At 76.6% G+C, this 18,920-nt stretch carries 16 protein-coding genes; 10 read left to right on the top strand and 6 right to left on the bottom strand.

All coding sequences use genetic code 11. The features are described from left to right. Positions 1-2: 2 nt before the first annotated feature. The gene (locus ACZ7JZ_RS07845; RefSeq protein WP_470934405.1) at positions 3-2,387 is read right to left on the bottom strand and encodes an ABC transporter ATP-binding protein/permease; all 2,385 of its coding nucleotides are present in this window, start codon (positions 2,385-2,387) and stop codon (positions 3-5) included. Between the two features lie 220 nt (positions 2,388-2,607). Here ACZ7JZ_RS07845 and ACZ7JZ_RS07840 point away from each other — a divergent pair, with 220 nt between their 5' ends. The 4 genes from ACZ7JZ_RS07840 to ACZ7JZ_RS07825 all read left to right on the top strand — a co-directional run bounded on the left by ACZ7JZ_RS07840 (position 2,608) and on the right by ACZ7JZ_RS07825 (position 6,909). Further along, complete coding sequence (locus tag ACZ7JZ_RS07840) at positions 2,608-3,654, top strand: cation diffusion facilitator family transporter (RefSeq protein WP_470934403.1); 1,047 nt, start codon at positions 2,608-2,610, stop codon at positions 3,652-3,654. A 75-nt stretch (positions 3,655-3,729) separates the two neighbouring features. Further along, entirely contained in the window at positions 3,730-4,278 is a 549-nt protein-coding gene (locus ACZ7JZ_RS07835; protein ID WP_470934401.1) for an NUDIX hydrolase, read from the top strand. A 94-nt stretch (positions 4,279-4,372) separates the two neighbouring features. Further along, complete coding sequence (locus tag ACZ7JZ_RS07830; RefSeq protein WP_470934399.1) at positions 4,373-6,079, top strand: serine/threonine-protein kinase; 1,707 nt, start codon at positions 4,373-4,375, stop codon at positions 6,077-6,079. Then, positions 6,076-6,909: a hypothetical protein gene (locus ACZ7JZ_RS07825; protein WP_470934397.1), complete on the top strand. Its 834-nt coding sequence runs from the start codon at positions 6,076-6,078 to the stop codon at positions 6,907-6,909. The genes ACZ7JZ_RS07830 and ACZ7JZ_RS07825 overlap by 4 nt, the downstream gene beginning before the upstream one ends. 372 nt (positions 6,910-7,281) lie before the next feature. On the opposite strand, the gene ACZ7JZ_RS07820 is transcribed toward ACZ7JZ_RS07825, so the two are convergent. Further along, a complete protein-coding gene (locus ACZ7JZ_RS07820; protein WP_470934395.1) occupies positions 7,282-8,571 on the bottom strand; it encodes an ATP-binding protein in 1,290 nt (429 codons plus the stop codon). Between the two features lie 208 nt (positions 8,572-8,779). Here ACZ7JZ_RS07820 and ACZ7JZ_RS07815 point away from each other — a divergent pair, with 208 nt between their 5' ends. Together ACZ7JZ_RS07815 and ACZ7JZ_RS07810 are read left to right on the top strand one after the other, a co-directional pair. Beyond that, on the top strand, positions 8,780-10,357 hold the full coding sequence (locus tag ACZ7JZ_RS07815) for a glycosyltransferase family 39 protein (RefSeq protein WP_470934393.1): 1,578 nt from the start codon (positions 8,780-8,782) through the stop codon (positions 10,355-10,357). Between the two features lie 105 nt (positions 10,358-10,462). After that, positions 10,463-11,221 (top strand): trypsin-like serine peptidase, encoded by a 759-nt coding sequence (locus ACZ7JZ_RS07810; RefSeq protein WP_470934391.1) that lies wholly within the window; start codon positions 10,463-10,465, stop codon positions 11,219-11,221. A gap of 71 nt (positions 11,222-11,292) precedes the next feature. On the opposite strand, the gene ACZ7JZ_RS07805 is transcribed toward ACZ7JZ_RS07810, so the two are convergent. The 4 genes from ACZ7JZ_RS07805 to ACZ7JZ_RS07790 form a co-directional block, all read right to left on the bottom strand. Next, positions 11,293-11,769 (bottom strand): NUDIX hydrolase, encoded by a 477-nt coding sequence (locus tag ACZ7JZ_RS07805; protein WP_470934389.1) that lies wholly within the window; start codon positions 11,767-11,769, stop codon positions 11,293-11,295. An 18-nt stretch (positions 11,770-11,787) separates the two neighbouring features. Further along, a complete protein-coding gene (gene lnt / locus ACZ7JZ_RS07800) occupies positions 11,788-13,383 on the bottom strand; it encodes an apolipoprotein N-acyltransferase (RefSeq protein ID WP_470934387.1) in 1,596 nt (531 codons plus the stop codon). 84 nt (positions 13,384-13,467) lie between these two features. Beyond that, positions 13,468-14,007, bottom strand: a complete 540-nt coding sequence (locus tag ACZ7JZ_RS07795) for a hypothetical protein (RefSeq protein ID WP_470934385.1) — start codon at positions 14,005-14,007, stop codon at positions 13,468-13,470. A gap of 76 nt (positions 14,008-14,083) precedes the next feature. Further along, on the bottom strand, positions 14,084-14,878 hold the full coding sequence (locus ACZ7JZ_RS07790) for a glutamate racemase (protein ID WP_470934383.1): 795 nt from the start codon (positions 14,876-14,878) through the stop codon (positions 14,084-14,086). A gap of 344 nt (positions 14,879-15,222) precedes the next feature. On the opposite strand from ACZ7JZ_RS07790, the gene ACZ7JZ_RS07785 reads away from it, so the two are divergent. The 4 genes from ACZ7JZ_RS07785 (at position 15,223) to ACZ7JZ_RS07770 (ending at position 18,880) form a co-directional block, all read left to right on the top strand. Further along, the gene (locus ACZ7JZ_RS07785) at positions 15,223-16,473 is read left to right on the top strand and encodes a glycosyltransferase (protein ID WP_470934381.1); all 1,251 of its coding nucleotides are present in this window, start codon (positions 15,223-15,225) and stop codon (positions 16,471-16,473) included. 205 nt (positions 16,474-16,678) lie between these two features. Then, on the top strand, positions 16,679-17,167 hold the full coding sequence (locus ACZ7JZ_RS07780) for a DUF6643 family protein (RefSeq protein WP_470934379.1): 489 nt from the start codon (positions 16,679-16,681) through the stop codon (positions 17,165-17,167). A gap of 70 nt (positions 17,168-17,237) precedes the next feature. After that, positions 17,238-18,116, top strand: coding sequence for an MOSC domain-containing protein (locus tag ACZ7JZ_RS07775; protein ID WP_470934377.1), 879 nt, complete (start codon positions 17,238-17,240; stop codon positions 18,114-18,116). Between the two features lie 167 nt (positions 18,117-18,283). Further along, positions 18,284-18,880 (top strand): Rv1733c family protein, encoded by a 597-nt coding sequence (locus tag ACZ7JZ_RS07770; RefSeq protein WP_470934375.1) that lies wholly within the window; start codon positions 18,284-18,286, stop codon positions 18,878-18,880. Positions 18,881-18,920 lie beyond the last annotated feature (40 nt).

The following is an 18,920-nucleotide window of genomic DNA, read 5'->3' as shown; positions in this document are numbered from 1 at the left end:
CCCTACTTCCGCATGACGGCGGGCTCGTGCCGGCGCAGCAGCCGGGACACGGCGATGCCGAAGAGCAGGGACAGGGCCAGCAGCATCCCCGTGCACAGCAGCCAGGTGCCGGCCTCGTGCGCGAACAGCGGGTCGTCGGTGATCTCCCCGGGGACGGTCCGCGAGAGGCCGATGGTGCCGGCCATGGCGGCGAAGGCCCAGCGGGAGGGGACCAGCCAGGCCAGCTGGCCGATCACGGGTACGCCGTTGAGTTCGAGCAGCGCCCCGCAGAAGACCACCTGCACGATGGCGAGCAGGACCAGCAGGGGCATGGTCACCTCCTCCTTGCGCACGAGGGCGGAGACCAGCAGGCCGAGCATCATGGCGGTGAAGGAGAGCAGGGCGACGGCGAGGGCGGTCTCCGCGAGCGGGGGCATCAGCACCCCGCGGCCGTCCGGCGCGCCGAGGTCCACCCCGGCGAGGGCGACCAGGGTGAGGACCACCGCCTGGACGACGGTGACGGCGCCGAGGACGACGACCTTGGACATGAGGTAGGCGGAGCGGGAGAGGCCGACGGCTCTCTCCCGGCGGTAGATGACCCGCTCCTTGACCAGTTCGCGCACGGCGTTGGCGGCTCCGGTGAGCACCCCGCCCACGCAGAGGATGAGCAGGGCGTTCAGCGCGGTCTCGGGGCCGAGGGTGCTGCCGGCGAGGGCGCGGGCCATGGCGCCCATGACGAAGGGCAGCGCCACCATGATCACGAGGAAGGTGCGGTCGGCGGCGAGGGCGGCCGCGTAGCGGCGTACGAGGGTGCCGAGCTGGGCGCCCCAGCTCTGCGGTGTGGGCGGCGGGCCCACGGCGCCGCCCGCGGGCCGGCCGCCGGGGACCCTGGGCTGACCCGAGGCCTCGGCGATGTAGCGGCGGTGCAGGGGCGAGCGGCGGTACTCCCCCGCCCAGTCGCGGCCCCGGTCGGTCTCGAAGGCCTCGAAGGCCTCGGGCCACTGGGTGTACCCGAAGAACTCCAGGGTGTCCGCGGGGGGACCGTAGTAGGCGATCCGGCCGCCGGGGGCGAGGACGAGCAGGCGGTCGCAGACGTCGAGGGAGAGCACGCTGTGCGTGACGACGATGACGGTGCGGCCGTCGTCGGCGAGCCCGCGGAGCATGTGCATCACGGAGCGGTCCATACCGGGGTCGAGTCCGGAGGTGGGCTCGTCGAGGAAGAGCAGGGAGGGCTTGGTGAGCAGTTCGAGGGCGACGGAGACGCGTTTGCGCTGGCCGCCGGAGAGGCTGTGGATGGGCTGGGAGGCGCGCTGCTCCAGGCCCAGTTCGCGGATGACCTCGTCCACGCGGGCCTCGCGCTCGGCCCTGGCGGTGTCCTGGGGGAAGCGGAGTTCGGCGGCGTAGGCGAGGGCGCGGCGGACGGTGAGCTGGGCGTGGAGGATGTCGTCCTGGGGGACGAGGCCGATGCGGCTGCGGAGCTCGGCGTAGTCGCGGTACAGGTCGCGGCCGTCGTAGAGCACGGTGCCGCGGTCGGCGGGGCGCAGTCCGGTGAGGGCGCCGAGCAGGGTGGACTTGCCGGCTCCGCTGGGGCCGACGACGGCGAGGAGGCAGTTCTCGCCGACGGGGAAGGACACGTCGTCGAGGAGCACCTTGCGGCCGTGGTCGACGGCCACGGTGAGGTCCTGGACGTCGAAGGAGACGGCGCCGGTGTCCACGTACTCCTGGAGGTGGTCGCCGACCAGGCAGAACGCGGAGTGGCCGATGCCGACGATATCGCCCTCGCGGACGGGGGCGCGGTCGGTGCGGGTGCCGTTGAGGAAGGTGCCGTTGTGGCTGCCGAGGTCGACGATCTCGTAGCCGCCGCCGGGAAGGCCGCGGAGTTCGGCGTGGCGCCGGGAGACCACGAGGTCGTCGATGACGAGGTCGTTGCCGGGGGCGCGGCCGATGCGCAGGGCGGTGCGGGCGGGCAGGGGGCGGACCGAGGCGGGGTGGCGGAAGGTGCCGGTGAGGCCGGGGCTGTACACCCCGGAGGGGCGGGCCTCGCGCGGGGCGCGTGCGGGGGCGGCGGCCGGGGCCGGGGCGGGGGGCTCGCGCCCGAGGAGGACGGCGCGGGGGCCGTCGGAGGCGCTGCCGAAGCGGAGTTCGCTGCCGGGGCCCACGCCCCAGGCGTGGATGCGGCGGCCGTCGGCGTAGGTGCCGTTGGTGCTGTCCTCGTCCTCCACGGTCCAGTGGTCGCCCTCGGGGCGCAGGACCGCGTGGTGCCAGGAGACCCGGGCGTCGTCGAGGAAGATCTCGCTCAGCGGGTCGCGGCCCACGTGGTAGACCCGGCCCGGGCTCATCACCGTCGAACCCGAGTCGGTCTCCAGGACTAGCTCAGGCGCACGGGAGGCGCCGGGTCGCTGGGCCATGAGCAGATTTTCCCACGTTGCCGCCCGCCCGGCAGCTGAAGGCATCGCCGCAGGTCAGAGCGTGCTTAACCGTAATGACAACGGTCACCGGTGCAGCCTTTGCCGATCGCGGCGGGGTGCGCTTCACTTCACGCGTCGGCGGATCGCTTCGAACGCGGTTCCGACGGCTCCGGCCTGCAGCGGGCCGTACCGGCAGCACCGAGGGAAGACGGGGGACGTCATGGGCGCACACGACCACGCGCACGACACGGGCCACGATCACGGTCCGGGGGCCGCGGGGCACGCGCACGGGCCCGGCGGGCACAGCCACGGGGTCTCCGCGGACGCCGACCGCCGCTGGCTGGGCATCGCCCTGGCCCTGATCGGCGGGTTCATGGCGGTCGAGGTGGTCATCGGCGTCCTCGCCCGGTCACTGGCCCTGATCTCCGATGCGGCGCACATGCTGACCGACGCCGTGTCGATCGTCCTGGCCCTGATCGCGATGCGGCTGGCGAAGCGGCCGGCCAAGGGCGGGTTCACGTACGGGCTCAAGCGCGCGGAGATACTGTCCGCGCAGGCCAACGGGCTGACCCTGCTGCTGCTCGCGGTGTGGCTGGCGTACGAGGCCGTCCGGCGGCTGTTCGACCCGCCGGAGGTCGAGGGCGGCCTGGTGCTGGTGACGGCGCTGGCGGGCATCGTCGTGAACGTGGCCGCGGCCTGGTGCATCTCCCGGGCCAACCGCTCCTCGCTGGCCGTGGAGGGCGCCTACCAGCACATCCTGAACGACCTGTTCGCCTTCATCGGCACCGCGGTCGCCGGCCTGGTCGTGCTGACCACCGGCTTCGTGCAGGCCGACTCCATCGCCACGCTCGTGGTGGTCGCGCTGATGGTCAAGGCCGGGTACGGGCTGGTGCACGAGTCGGGCCGGATCTTCCTGGAGGCGGCCCCGGCCCATCTGGACCCGGACGCCGTCGGTGACCGCCTCGTCTCCCACCCGCCGGTCACGGAGGTCCACGACCTGCACATATGGACCATCACCTCGGGCGAGGCGGCCCTGTCGGCGCATGTGCTGGTCGAGCCGGAGGGCGACTGCCACGCCGTGCGCCGGGAGCTGGAACTGCTGCTGGGCAAGGAGTACGGCATCGGCCACACCACCCTCCAGGTGGACCACGAGCAGGAGTCCCTGCTGACGGTGGGCCGCCCGGGCGCCGCCTCCGCCGACCCCTCCGACCCGCACTGCGCGGCCCCGCACGGCCCGGTCCACCGGGAGGGCCCGCACGACCACTGATCCGGGCGCCGACCGATCCGGCAGAGCGGGCGGTCCGGCGGGCTGGGCCGCCCCTCTGCGGGGCATCCTCCGGGCATGGGCGAACAGTCAGCGGACGGACGGCACGGACAGCACCCGCGGCAGGACCGGGCGCACGACGGACAGGACGGCCGGGTGCAGAAGCGCAGCGCGGGACTGCTCCTGCACCGGGCGCGGCCCGGGACCGGGGAGCTGGAGGTGCTGCTCGGGCACATGGGCGGGCCGCTGTGGGAGCGGCGGGAGCAGGGCGCCTGGTCGATCCCGAAGGGCGAGTACGGCCCGCAGGAGGAGGCGCAGGACGCGGCCCGGCGGGAGTTCGAGGAGGAGCTCGGGCTGCCGGCCCCCGCGGGCCCGTACCTGCCGCTGGGCGAGGTGCGCCAGCGCAGCGGGAAGCTGGTCACGGTCTGGGCGGTGGCCGCCGACCTGGATCCGGCGCGGGTGCGCCCGGGGACCTTCACGATGGAGTGGCCGTCGGGTTCGGGGCGGGTGCAGGAGTTCCCCGAGCTGGACCGGGTGGCCTGGTTCACGCCGGAGGCGGCGCGCGGGCTGCTGATCGCGGCCCAGCAGGCCTTCCTGGAGCGGCTCGCGGAGCACCTGGGGCGCTGAACGCTGCGCCGAACGGGCGGGGATGGGAACCGGCCGTGGCGGGAATCGTGTCTCGTGAGGTGTCACAGCCGCGACGGCGCACCCAGGGGGCGGGATGAACGCGTGGACGGTCCCCGGATACCGGGAGACCAGGGAACTCGGATCCGGCGGCAGCGGGCGCGTGGTCCTCGCCGTGCACGAGGCGACGGGCACGCCCGTCGCGGTCAAGTACCTGTCCGAACGGCTGCGCCGGGACCCCGGCTTCGTACGGGAGTTCCGGGCGGAGGCCCGGCTGCTGGGCGGGCTGGACACGCCGTACGTGGTCGGGCTGTACGAGTACGTGGAGGTGCAGGGGCCCCCGGAGCACGGCGGGGCCCCGGGCGCCGCTCCCGGGGGCGCGGCCATCGTGATGGAGCTGGTCGACGGGATCGCGCTGCGCGCCCTGCTGGCCCAGGAGGGCGGCACCGGGCCGGAGCCGGCGCTGGCCGTGCTCAAGGGCTCCCTGCTGGGGCTGGCCGCGGCCCACGGCGCGGGGGTGGTGCACCGGGACTACAAGCCGGAGAACGTGCTCGTCGCGGCGGACGGCACCTCGAAGCTCGTGGACTTCGGGATCGCGGCGGGCCGCGGGAGCACCCCGGGGGTCGCGGGCACCCCCGCGTACATGGCCCCCGAGCAGTGGCAGGGCCGGCCGGCCACGCCCGCGGCGGACGTGTACGCGGCGACGGCCACCTTCTTCGAGTGCCTGACCGGCCGCAAGCCCTTCACCGGGGAGAACTTCGCCGAGCTCGCCCTCCAGCACATCGAGGCCCCGGTGCCCGCGGACGAGGCCCCCGAGGCGGTGCGCCCGCTGATCCGGCGCGGGCTGGCGAAGTCCCCCGCCGAACGGCCCCGCGACGCGGCGGAGTTCGTGGCCGAACTGGAGGCGCTGGCACGGGCCGCGTACGGGCCGGACTGGGAGGAGCGCGGGCAGCGCAAGCTGGCGGCGCTGGCCGCCCTGCTGCCCCTGCTGTTCCCCTCGGCGGGCGCCCCCGCGGCCGCGGCCGCGGCGCTGGCGGACACCTCCCTCGGCGGCGGGGCCGGGGCCGGCGGCTGGTGGCCGGGCACCCGCGGCTGGCTGGCCGCGGCGGTGTCGGCGGTGCTGGGCGCGGCCCTGGTGTTCGCGTCGCAGGCCGCCGGGGAGCAGCCGCGGGGCCGCGCGGCCGTGAGCGCCTTCGCCACCACCAGCGCGGAGCCCGGCGACACCTCGGGCGTCCCCTCGGCGGGCCCGCAGCCGTCCCCGTCGGCCGCCGCGCCCCTGCCCTCACCGACCCCCTCGGCCTCGCCCTCGTACGGGTGGCCCACGGCCTCGCCGACCCCGTGGGCCCCCACCCCGTCCGCGCCGACGGCGACCGGCGGCACGGCGGCACCGCATCCGACCGCCACCGCGACCACGGGTTGGCCGACCGCGACGCCGACGGCCGTGCCCACCCCGACCCCGGTGGTGACGACCAGTCCGCCGGCCCCGCCGGTGCGGGTGCGGTCGGTGGAGGTGACCGGCTTCCGGCAGACCGGTGAGCGGACCGGGCAGGCCACGGTGGCGGCGGCGTACGAGGGCCGGGGTGCGGTCACGGTGACGCTGGAGTGGTTCCAGGGCGACGAGAGCGGGTCCTTGGGCACGCCGGACGGCAGCGAGACCCACGCGTACACCGGCGAACCCCTCACCCTGGCGCACGCGTTCGGCGGCGAGGGCTGCTACTGGGCGGTACGCGCCACCACGACTCCGGCGGCCGGCGGCGGCCCCTCGGTACGGCAGGTCTTCCTCAGGCGGTGCACGGTCTCGTGAACGATCCCCGGATCCCCTTCGCCCGCGGCCCGGAGCCGGAGCCCCCGCCCGCGTCCGAGTCCGTGTCCGAGTCCGAAACGCAGCCGCAGCCGCAGCCCGGGACCGGGGAGGAGGGCTACAGCGCCACCGTGCTCGGCAGCCACTGGTTCAGCGGCCCCCACGGCTCGCACGCGGCGACGGTACGGGCCGACGAACCCTCCGGTACCGGACCCGGTTCCGGTACCGATGCCACCCTGGTCGCCCTGGACGCCGGTACCGCGACCACCCGGCAGCTCCCCCTCCCGGAGGCCGTGCCCGACCGGGTCGAGGGCTCCGTGCTGCGCTTCGGGCCCGGGGTGACCGCGTCGGTGCCCCGGCCGCGCGGGTTCGACACGGCCACCCTGGTCTGGCACGGCTCCGGCGCCCCCGCCCCGGAGCCCGCACCGCCCGCCCGCCGCAGGGCAGGGCTGCGCCGCTACACCCTGGCCGCGCTGGTCCTGCTCGCCGCACTGGCGTACCTCTCCTGGCAGCGGTACGGGCCGGCCATGGCGGTGGAGTCGCTGCGGGTGGAGGTCCCCCGGCAGGGGCCCGCCTGCGATTCGGCGGCCGAGGTCACCGCCGTGGTGCGCACCAACGGCCGGGCGGGCACGCTGCACTACCGCTGGCTGCGCGGCGACGGCACCCGCTCGGAGCGGCTGGTGGAGCGGGTGCCGCAGGGCCGGCACGAGGCGCAGCTGCGGCTGCTGTGGACCTTCCGCGGGGAGGGCGAGTACCGGGCCCGGGCCGAGTTGGAGCTGCTGGCGCCCGGACACCGGTCCGCCGCGGGCGAGTTCACGTACCGCTGCGGCTGAACCGGCGGTCGGCGCTCCGGCGGACGGGCGGGTGCCGGGGCCGGGTGCCGGAGCCGCTCGGTACCTGCGGCCCGGGTCCTGCGCCTCTGGCCGAACAGCCGGTGCGGCTCTGGCCGTGCGGCCGATGCCCCGCCCGGTGCGTCCCGGTTTACTCGGATGTGTCGACCGGAGGCAGCGCCGCCGGAAGGCACCAGCCGTCCGCGTTCCAGCCGGCGACACACCCCCAACGGAACGCGGCGTTCCCTGCGCACACGAAGTGCGGGGAAGGCCCGCAGTGCTTTGGGGAGCGCTGCGGGCCCACAGGACGTCCGCCGGGGCCGCCGCGCCTCCTGCGGGCCCGGCGGACCCTCCGCGGCCCTCCCCCGCCGGGGGTCAGGAGCGGGCGTGGGCCGTGATGTCCGCCTCGAACTCCTCCAGCATCGCCGGGGTGACGGTGGGCCGGCTGCCCGCGACGGCCGCGAGGTAGTCGGCGGTACCGGCGCCCGGCGGACCCGCGGGCGCGCGGCGGGCGCCCCGCCCCTCCAGGTCCCGCTCGAAGGACACCTGGGCCGCGATGCGGGCCGCGTGCTCGATGTCGGCCGGGGAGAACATCTCGCTGGCCCCGACGAGCGCCGCGACGTCCACATCGGCGCGGCCCGCGGTGTACCGGGCCCAGATCGCCGCCCGCGCCGCGGGGTCCGGGGTGCCGATGGGGATCAGGTAGTCGAAGCGCCCGGGCCGCAGGAAGGCCGGGTCCAGCGAGCGGATCGAGTTGGTCGCGCAGACCAGCAGCCGCTCGTCGCCCTCCCGGAAGCCCGGGATCAGTTTGAGGAGCTCGTTGGTGACCCCGTGGATGCCGCCCGGCTGCACGGGCTCGGTGCGCACCGGGGCGATCTCCTCGACCTCGTCGATGAAGACGAGCACCCGCTCCAGCTCCGCGATCCGCGCGAAGGCCGTCCGCAGCGCGGCGGCGAGGTTTCCCTCGCCCGCCAGCCTGGACGGCAGCAGTTCGACGAAGGGCCAGCCCAGCCGGGAGGCGATGGCGCGGGCGAAGGTGGTCTTGCCGGTGCCGGGCGGTCCGAAGAGGGTGACGGCCCGCGGCGGGCGGACCCCGTGCTGGGCGGCCCGCTCGGGTTCGGCGAGCGGGAGGACCACCCGCCGCTCGATGAGGTCCTTCTCCTTCTCCATGCCGGCGACCCGGCCCCAGAGGTCCGCGGGGAGCAGCCGGCCGCCGAGCTCGTCGAGCACCCCGGCGGCGGGGCCGTGCAGCGGTTCGGTCTTCTCGAAGTACGCCACGGCGGGCTGGCGGGTGTACCCGGCGTTGAGCAGCCCCTCGCCGAGGAGGTCCTCCTCGGGCAGCACGTACGCGATCTTGCTCACGCGGGCGGCGATGAGGCGCCGCTCCAGTTCGACGAGCAGGGCGCTGGCCAGCCCGCGGCCGCGCCAGCCCGCGTTGATCGCGATCCGCATCACCCAGGCCCGCTCCCCCGACACGCAGGCGAGGGCCGCGCCGACGGGGACGCCCTGGTGGACGGCGACGACGGCGGGCTCGCGCCCGGTCAGCGCGCCGATGCACTCGGCGAGCGAGAACACCGACTCCTGCCCCAGCTCGGCCGTGGTGTCGATCAGGTGGACGACGGCGGCGAGATCGCTCTCGCGGTAGTCGTGGATCAGCCAGTTCACCGGTAGCCCCTCCTTGCTTGCTCCTGGGGCCGAGGCTAGGCGCGCCGCGGGGGGCCGCCGAAGCTACGCCGTGCACAAGGGCAACCCCCCGGCCCTCCGTTCCGTCTATAGACGCGGGTCCCACCCGGGACCGACCGCCCGACCGCCCGACCTGCACCGGCCGCCCGCACCGCGCGGCCGGCCGCACCCGTCACCACCGAAAGCTCCGATGTCCTCGCTGCCGCCCCGCCCGCCGTCCGCCGCCCGCCCCCGCGCCCTGCCGGGGTGGCCCGGGCCGCTGGTGCCGCTCGTGCCCGCCCTGTCCGTGCTCGCCCTGGGCCTGTGGGGGCTCTCGCGCGGGCACAGCGTGTGGCGGGACGAGGCGGCGACCTGGCAGACCGCCCTGCGGTCGGTGCCGGACATCTGGCACATGCTGGGGCAGGTGGACGCCGTACACGGCTTCTACTACCTCGTCATGCACGTGCTCTTCGAGCTCTTCGGGGACGGGACGACCACCCTGCGCCTGCCCTCCGTCCTGGCCGTGGCCGTGGCGGCGGCCTGTACGGCCCTGGTGGGGCGGCGGCTGGCGGGCCCGTGGGCGGGGCTCGGCGCGGGGCTGACGCTGGCCCTGCTGCCGGCCGTGCAGTTCTACGCCCAGGAGGGCCGCCCGTACGCGATGGTCACGGCGGGCGCGGCGGTCTCGACCTGGCTCCTGGTCCGTGCCCTCGACCGCGCGCAGGGGACGGCCGGGGCCCCGGCTGCGGACCCGGGCAGCCGCCGGCTCTGGGCCGCGTACGGCCTGCTCCTGCTGTGCTGCGCCCTCCTCAACTGGTTCTCGCTGCTGGTGCCCGCGGCCCACGCCGTGACGGTCGGGTACGTGCGGGCCTGCCCGGCGCTGCGCAGGCGCTGGGCGGTGGCCGTGGCGGGCGCGGTGGCGGGGGCGCTGCCGCTGGTGCTGTTCAGCCGCACGCAGTCCGGCCAGGTCTCGTGGATACCGCCGACCACCTGGCAGACGCTGGTCGGCCCGGCGGTCCTGCTGCTGGCGGGGGGCGCCTGTGCGCTGGTGCGCCCACCGCGCCCGGGGCGGCTGACGGCCGTGTCGGTGGGGCTGCCGCTGCTCGCGGTGCCGCAGCTGGCGCTGGTGGCGGTCTCGCTGGTCAAGCCCCTGTACCTGGACCGGTACGTGCTCTTCAGCCTGCTGGGGCTGGCGCTGCTCGCCGGGCTGGCACTGTCGGCGGCGGTACGGGCGGCCGGGGCCCGCGGTTTCCGGGCCGCCGGGCTGATCGTGCCGGTGGCGGCGCTGGCCGCGCTGGTGGCGCTGCTGCCGGTGGAGCGGGCCAAGCGGGACCCCGCGAGCCGGGTGGACGACGTCCTGGCCGTGGCGGACCTGGTGGGCAACCTGAAGGCGCCCGGCGACGCCGTGCTGTTCTTCCCGGCCGCCCGCCGGGACACCGCCCTGGTCTCGCCCCGGGAGTTCGAGGGCCTCGCGGACATCGCCCTGGCCCGCGGGCCGGTGGAGTCCGGCACCCTGAAGGGCACCGAGCTGGACGCCCCGGGGATACGGCGGGCGATGCTGGCCCGGGACCGGATCCTGCTGGTGACGGACGCGGCCGCGGTGGCGCGCCCGCCCGCCGGCGAACGGGACCGCACGAAGCTCGCGGTGCTGGAGCAGAACTTCCGCAGGGGTGCCGACGCCCAGGTCCGCGGCCGCCGCGTGACGGTGTACGAGCGGATCGCCCCGGGCCGGGCGCAACTCCCGGAGACCGGGCCCCGGACGCAGTCCGGAAACACCGCAAACCTCCCCTGACGCCGGAAGGATCCGCGGCCCCCGCCCGGATTCACAGCAGATTCCCAGCCGGATCCACGGCTGGGGCATAGCCGCGCGGCCCAGGCTCGGGGCATGATCCACCGCATGCACCTCCCTCCGGCGACGCGCCTGCGGGCGGCGGCGCGGGTGTCGGTCGCCGCGGCGGCCGTCGGCGCGCTCGTGGCCTCCGGCGGCGATCCCGCGGCCTCCGCCCCCGTCCCGCTGGGCGTCACCGTGCCGGCCGCGGCGACGCGCGTGACCGACCGGGTGGGCGCGCTGTTCGCGGGCGGTACGGACGGCGGGCACTTCTGCACCGCGTCGGTGGTGCGTAGCGACGACCGCAACCTGATCGCGACGGCCGCGCACTGCCTGGACGAGGTGTCCGGGACGGTGTTCGCGCCGGGGTACCGGGACGGGCGGGCGCCCTTCGGGGTCTGGCGGCTGACGGGCGCGTACGTGGACCCGGCCTGGGAGACCTCGGCGGATCCCGATGCCGACGTGGCCTTCGCGACCGTGGCCCCGCTGGACGGCCGGGAGATCGAGGACGTGCTGGGCGGGTTCGCCCTCCAGCCGGGGCAGCCGGACGGGGTGGCGGTCACGGTGGTCGGCTACCCCTCCACCTCGGAGACCCCGCTGGTCTGTACGAACACCACCGGCAGGCAGAGCGCCACGCAGCGCCGGATCGAGTGCCCGGAGCTCAGCGGGGGCACCAGCGGCAGCCCCTGGCTGACGGCCCGGGGCCGGCTGGCGGGGGTGCTCGGCGGGTACGAGGGCGGCGGGACCGTGCCGGAGGTCTCGTACAGCGCGGTGCTCGGCGGGACCGCGCGGGAGCTGTACCGGCAGGCGGCCGTCTCCGGCGGCTGACCGCCCGGCGGCCCCGGGCGGGCCTGCCCGGCGAAATCCTGCGGGCTCTCGCGGAAACCGCTCCGGCGGCCTCAGCCCGCCGCGGGCTCGAACCAGGCCGGGCCCTCGTGGACCGCGCGCCGGATCCGGTCGAGGGCGAACTCCTCCAGCGGGGGCAGCCCGTCCAGCGGGAACCAGGCCACCTCCAGCGACTCGTCGTCGTTGACGCGGGCCTCGCCGCCCACCGCGCGGCACCGGAAGGTGATGTCCATGTACTGGCAGACGTCCCCGTTGGCGTAGGTCACCGGCTGGAGGCCCTGGACCAGGACCACCCGCTCCGCCGTGCACCGCACGGCCGTCTCCTCGTACACCTCGCGCACCGCCGTCTGCGCGGGCTGCTCGCCCGGCTCGGCGATCCCGCCGATGACCGACCAGCCGCCGGTGTCGGCCCTGCGGCCGAGCAGCACCCGCCCCGCGTCGTCGAAGACCACCGCCGTCACACCGGGCAGGAGGAGCAGCTGGTGGCCGGCCGTCTCGCGGATCCGGCGGATGAACTCGGGGGTGGGCATGCCCCCGACCCTACGGGGTCAGGGGCGGGCCGCCGCGCCCCTGCGGGCCCGCGCCGCGCGGAGCGCGAGCAGGGCGGGCGGGAACCCGGCGAGGGCGAAGAGCAGGTACTCCGGCAGCGGGCCGACCCGGGTGGCGGGGGTGAGCGAGGACCGCAGCGGGACCTCGGCCACCAGCGCGGCCGGGGTGAACATCTTCGTCTGCCGGACCACCTCCCCGTCGGGGTGGATGACCGCGCTGACCCCGCTGGTGACGGGGACGAGCACCGTGCGGCCGTGCTCCACGGCCCGGATCCGGTCCATGGCGAGCTGCTGGTAGGTCATCTGGGTCCGGCCGAAGGTCGCGTTGTTGCTGGGTACGGAGATCACCTGCGCCCCGGCCCGGACGGTGTCGCGGACCCGGCCGTCGAAGGCGGCCTCGTAGCAGGTGACCTGGCCGACGCGGGTGCCCGCCATGTCGAAGACCCCGGGCTTGTCGCCGGGTCCGAAGTCGCGGCGGACCCGGTCGACGTCCGAGCTGAAGAACCGGGCCACGGAGCGCATCGGGATGTACTCGCCGAAGGGCTGGATCTGCCGCTTGTCGTACGTCTGCACCGGGCCCTTCGCGGGGTCCCACAGGATCTGGGTGTTGCGCAGCGGGCCGGTCTGCGGGGCGAGGACCGCGCCGATGGACACGGGCACGCCGACGGCCTTGACGGCGCGGTCGATGACCTCGTACGCGTCGGGGTTGGTGTACGGGTCGAGGTCGGAGGAGTTCTCCGGCCAGAGCACGAAGTCGGGGCGGGGCTCCCGGCCCGCGGCGGCGTCCGCGGCCAGCTGCACGGTGCGGCGGGCGTGGTTGTCGAGGACGGCGCGCCGCTGGGCGTTGAAGTCCAGTCCGGCCCGGGGCACGTTGCCCTGGACGACGGCGGCGGTGGCGGTGCCGTCCTCGGCGGAGGCGTCCACGAGCGGGCGGGCGCCGAGGGCCGCGGCCACCGGGAGGAGGACGGCGATCCCGGCCAGCACCGGCCGCCGCCGCCCCTCGCGCAGCTGCCGTCCGACGGCGTAGAGCCCGAATCCGCACAGGGCCACGGCGAAGCCGAGCAGCGGGGTGCCGCCGAGCGCGGCGAGCGGGACGAAGACCCCGTCGGCCTGCCCGAAGGCGATCTTCCCCCAGGAGAACCCGCCGAAGGGCACCCGGGCGCGCAGCCCCTCCGCGGCCACCCAGACCGCGGCCGCCCACACGGGCCACAGCGGCAGCCGGGACACCAGCGCGATGCCGGCGCAGCCGGCGGCGACGAACAGCGCCTCGACGGCGGTGAGGGCGAGCCAGGGTACGGGTCCCACCTCCTCGCCGGTCCACACGAGCAGCGGCAGCAGGAACCCGAGCCCGGCGAGCAGCCCGAGGCCGAAGGCGGCGCGCGGCCGCCGGCGGTAGAGGCAGTGCGCGAGCAGCGCGAAGGCGGGCAGGGCGAGCCACCACAGGGGGCGGGGCGGGAAGCTCAGGTAGAGCAGGTACCCGGCGAGGGCGGCCAGCCCCGGATCGACCAGCCCCGTCCACCGCCGCCGCGGCGGCTCGGGCGGCACGCTGGGGGTCTGCGCGTCCTCGGTGGGGGTCCGGGTGGTGCTGCTGCTCATTCGCGGAGTGTACGACGTGGGCCTGTACGGGCTGGTGGGCGGCCGGTCGAACGCGTGCGGCGGGACGGTCGGGCCGGGGGGCCGTCAGGCGGGGCGGCCGGGGGCGGAGCGGGCCGCGAGGCGGGCCCGGATGACGCGGACGGCGGTCTCGGCGTCGTCCACGGTCACGGTGAACAGCCGGCCGTCGCCCAGCCGCAGCACCAGCCCCTCCCCGCGCCGCACGACCACGGCGGTCCCCTTCTCGGGCCGCCATCGGTAGCCCCAGCCGCCCCACTGGCAGGGCGTCACCGCGGGCGCGAACTCGGCGGAGGCCACCTCGGCGAGCGGGATGCGGCGGCGGGGCAGCCCGACGTGGCCGCAGCGGACCTCCATGGCCTCCTCGTCCACGGTCACGGCGACGTGCACGAAGGCGAGGGTGCCGTACAGCATGAGCAGCCCGGCGGCGAGGCAGCCGACCACGGCCATGGCGAGCGGCAGGACGCCGGAGGTCCAGGCGGAGACGACGGCCAGCCCGACGCCGAGGGCCGTGCAGCCGGCCCCGGCGAAGGCGAGCAGCCACTGCGCGCGGTTGGTGGCGCGCCCGGTCCAGAGCGCCGCGGCGGCGCCTGCGGGGTGGTCCCTCATGCCCCGCAGCGTACGCACGCCCCGGCCGCCCGGCACCGCAGGTGGGCCACCCGGCGGACGGGGGCGCGGGTCCGGGTCAGCCGCGGGCCGGGGCTCCGGCGCCGAGGCGGCGGCCCGCGGCGTAGGCCAGGGCCTCGGCGGGCAGTTCGGCGGGGCGCCCGCTGAGGAGGACGGTCAGGCCGCCGGTGGCCGGGGCCTGCGGGTCGGGGGCCGCCCCGGCACGGCGCAGGGCCTGCGCGGCCACCGCGTCGGCCGAACCGTGGAACGCGGGCGGGGCGCCGCCCGTACGGGCCCGCAGGGCCTCGCGAACCGGTTCTTCTACGAGCTCGTAGTGGGTGCAGCCCAGCACGAGGTCGGTGACGTCGGGCGGGGTGAGGGCGGCCGCGGCGGCGACCGCGGCGGCCACGGCCGCGTCGTCGGCCCACTGGACGGCGTCGGCGAGCCCGGGGCAGGGCACCTCCGCCACCGCGGCGGCCCCGGCGGCGAACTCGGCGATCAGCCCGCGCTGGTACGGGCTGCCGGTGGTGGCCGGGGTGGCCCAGATCGCGACGCGGCCGCCGCGGGCCGCGGCCGGCTTGATGGCGGGCACGGTGCCGACGACCGGGATACGGGGCTCCAGTTCGGCGCGGAGCGCGGGGAGGGCGTGGACGCTGGCGGTGTTGCAGGCCACGATCAGCGCGTCCGGGGCCTGGGCGGCTGCCGCCGCGGCCACGGCGAGGGCCCGCCGGGTCAGGTCGGCGGGGGTGCGGGGGCCCCAGGGCATGCCGTCGGGGTCGGAGGCGAGTACGAGGTCGGCGTCCGGCCGCAGCCGGCGCACCGCGGCGGCGGCCGCGAGCAGTCCGATTCCCGAGTCCATCAGCGCGATCTTCACCCGGTCACTTTAATCGACCGCCCCCCGAACATTCGGGTCCGCTGCGCGGGGCCTGTTCCCCCACCCCGCCCCTTCCCGAAACCGGGGGCAAGCCCCCGGACCCCCGGACCGTGCGCTGCGCGCCCGGTGCGCTCAATCGCCGCGCGGGCTGGATTTGCTGCGGTTCGCTGGAATGTGCCGATCAGCGGCAAAATCCAGCCTCGCCGGCGTTTGAGGCGCGGGGTCTGGGGCGGAGCCCCAGGAACGGGAAGGGGCGGGTCGGGGAACAGGCCCCGCGCAGCGGGACCCGGGACACGGGGGCCGGGTCCCCCCGCCGCGCCGGCGGCTCCGGCAGACTGCGCCGCGTGAGTGTCCCGACCGCCGTCGCCCTGCTCTCCCTCGCCGCCTGGGCCTGGCTCCTGCTCGGCCAGGCCTTCTTCTGGCGCACCGACGTCCGCCTCCCCCCGCGCACCGCCCCCACCCACTGGCCCCCCGTGGCCGTCGTGGTCCCCGCCCGCGACGAGGCCGCGGTGCTGCCCGCGAGCCTGCCCTCACTCCTCGCGCAGGACTACCCCGGCGAGGCCGTGGTCGTCCTCGTCGACGACGGGAGCACGGACGGCACCGCCGCCCTCGCCCGCGAGCTGGCGCGCCGCGGGGGCCCCGGCGCCCTGCCCCTGACCGTCACCTCCCCCGGCGAGCCGGAGCCCGGCTGGACGGGCAAGCTGTGGGCGCTGCGGCACGGGATCGCCCTGGCCCGCTCCCCCGGCGGGGCCGGCCTCGCCGATCCGGCCGGGCCCGCCTACCTCCTGCTCACCGACGCCGATATCGCCCACGCCCCCGACAGCCTGCGGGAGCTGGTCGCGGCGGCCTGTTCGGCGGAGCTGGACCTGGTCTCGCAGATGGCCCGGCTGCGGGTGGCGACGGGCTGGGAACGGCTGGTCGTACCGGCGTTCGTCTACTTCTTCGCGCAGCTGTACCCCTTCCGCCGCGTCAACCGCCCCGGCTCCCGGACCGCCGCGGCCGCGGGCGGCTGCATCCTGCTGAGCACGCGCGCGGTGGTGCGCGCCGGGCTGCCGGACGCCGTGCGCGACGCGGTCATCGACGACGTGTCCGTCGCGCGGGCCGTCAAGCGCGCGGGCGGCCGCATCTGGCTGGGCCTCGGGGACCGCGTGGACAGCGTCCGCCCGTACCCGGGGCTCGGGGAGCTGTGGCGGATGGTGTCCCGGAGCGCGTACACGCAGCTGCGGTACAGCCGGCTGCTGCTGGCGGGCACGGTGGCGGGTCTGGCGCTCGTCTACCTCGTGCCGCCCGCGGCCCTGGCCGCCGGCCTGCTGCGGGGCGATGCGGCGGCGGCCTGGGCGGGCGGTGCGGCCTGGGCCGTGATGGCCGGGACGTACGTGCCGGTGCTGCGCGCGTACGGGCAGCCCGCGGTGGCGGCTGCGGCGCTCCCCTTCACCGCCCTCCTCTACCTCCTCATGACGGTGGACTCCGCGGTGCAGCACCACCGGGGCCGCGGCGCCGCGTGGAAGGGCCGCACGTACCCGCACTCCGCCCCGGCGGCGGATTCCGGCCCCGATACCGATTCGCAATCCGGTTCTCTTACCGGTGGTACGTGACCCACGGCGACGGTGATTTGACAACGGGTCAGTATCGTGCCCCAAACGCCCGTACGAGAAGCCGCGTAAAGGGGCGGAGGTGACGAAACGTGCACGCGTGCGGCTGCCCCCGTCCCCGCGGCTGACCTGGGTAGATGCAGGTCAGGGCCGGGTTGGCGAGACCTCGCTATGGACCCGGTGGGGCAGGGGGCTTAACTTATGTCGCATGACCTCCCCCCGCGCGTCTTACGGCGGCGGTTACCACTCCGCGCCGTCCTTCCCGGACACCCCCATCTACGACTCCCTCGTGGCCGAGCGTGGCACCCCGCAGATCGCCCCGATCAGGGTTCCCGCCGCGTACGAGCCGATGGCGAGCAGCAGCCATCTGCCCGCCCTCCCCGCCGCCCTGCCGGCCCTCCCGTCCGCACCCTCCGCCCCGGCCGCACCGTTCGGGGGGTACCAGAACCAGCACACCCCGGCGTACGGCTACCCGTACCAGCAGGCCGCGGCCCAGATGCCCGTCCCGCTCCAGCACGCGCCGGCCCCGTACATCCCGCAGCAGCAGGCCCCGGCCCGCGGCTACGCCCAGCAGCCGCCCCGTCCGGTGGCCGCCACCGGGTACGAGGCGATGCGCCCGGCCGCCCCGCGGCCGGTACAGGCCCCGGCCCCGTACGAGGACCCGTACGGCCGCCAGTACCAGGGGCGGGGCTACTGACCCACCGCGGGGAACGAGGTCACATGAGACGCGGCGGCTGTCGGCCGGACCGGGCTGGCAGCATGCCCTCATGACGAACATGTACATCCAGGCGCTCCACGTCCACCCCGTGAAGGCACTCGCGGGCACCGCCCCGCAGGAGGCGGCCGTGGAGCCCTGGGGGCTGTCCGGGGACCGCCGGTGGGCGCTCGTGGGCGCCGACGGCGCGGTCCTCACCCAGCGCGAGCACCCGGGGCTCGCGCTGGCGACCGCCCGGCCGCTGGGGGGCGGCGGGCTGGAGGTGACCGCGCCCGGGCGTCCGCCCCTGACCGTGGCGGTGCCCGAGCCCGGCGAACTCGTCGCGGTGACGCTGTTCGGCAAGAAGGTCGAGGTCGTGCTCGCGGACGAGTCGGCCCACCGGTGGTTCGGCGACTACCTCAGCACCGGAGCCGCAGGGGGTGCGGGGCGCGCCCGGGGGGCCGGGCCCGTGGAGGTCCGGCTGGCCCACCTGGACGCGCCCGAGCACCGGCGGCCCGTGGACCCGCAGTTCGCGCTGCCGGGCGAGACCGTCAGCCTCGCCGACGGCTACCCGCTGATGGCGGCCACCCTCGCCTCGCTGGACGCCCTGAACGCACTGATCGCCGAGGGCCCCCACGCGCACGAGGGGCCGCTGCCGATGGACCGCTTCCGCCCCAACCTGGTCGTGGCCGGGGCGCAGCCCTGGGCGGAGGACGGCTGGCGCCGGATCGCCGTGGGCGGCGCGGAGTTCCGCGTGGCGCGCACCTGCGGACGCTGCGTGGTCACCACCACCGACCAGCGGACCGCGGAGCGCGGCCGGGAGCCGCTGCACACCCTGGCCCGCCACCGCCGGATGGACGGGCGGCTCATCTTCGGGCAGCACCTGGTGCCGCTGCGGCGGGCGGTGGTGCGGGTGGGCGACGAGGTCCGCGTGCTGGAGTCGGCCCGGTAGCGGGGGCCGCGCCGGGCACCTGCCGAAGTCGTCCGCGCCTGCCGTCCCGGCGGAACCCCCGGGCGGCGCACCCCCGTTGTGCCGGTGACGGATGTCTCCGCGGGTCGGGATGCGTGCGCGCCGGTCTTGGGGGAGGCTGGCCACGAGGCAAAAGGGGGTGCCGGACCGTGCGTACTGCTCTGGGTGTCTGGCGTTGGCGGCGCAATCCGCTGCGCAGGCGGACCGATCTCGTCGAGGCCTGGGTGGCCCTCGCCGCCGTGGTGTGCGTCCTGCTGGTCGCCCCCGCCGTCGGGTGGGCGGCCGGGGCCCGCGTGGACTCCACCCTCCAGCGGGCCGTCCGCGACCAGCACGGGGAGCGCTTCCTCACCGCCGCGACGGTGGTCCGGCCCGCCCCGCAGGCGCCGCTGCACCCCGGCGGGGACCGGGCCTCCGGACCGCCGCGCGTCGAAGCCGTCTGGACCGCGCCGGACGGCAGCAGCCGCCGGGCGGTGCTGGCGGCCCGCGGCGAACGGCCCGCGGCCGGGGACCGGTTGCGCGTGTGGACCGACCGGCAGGGCCGGCTCGTGAGCCGTCCGCTGGACTCCTCGACCGCGGCGACGCACGCGGCGCTGGCGGGCCTGGCGGCGGCCGCGGCGGCCGCGGCCCTCGCGGAGACGCTGCGGCGGCTGGTCGTACGGCGCCTCGTGCATCGGCGGTACGCGCGTCTGGACCGGGCCTGGGCCTCGGCGGGCCCGGACTGGGGGCGGGCGGACGCAGGGAGCTGAGCTGTCTCCCCCGCGGCCCCGCGCGCGCTACCGTGGACCG

The organism is Streptomyces sp. NPDC038213, assembly GCF_055600495.1.
The sequence above is the reverse complement of the archived record's forward strand: the minus strand, read 5'-3'. Positions and strand labels throughout refer to the sequence as shown.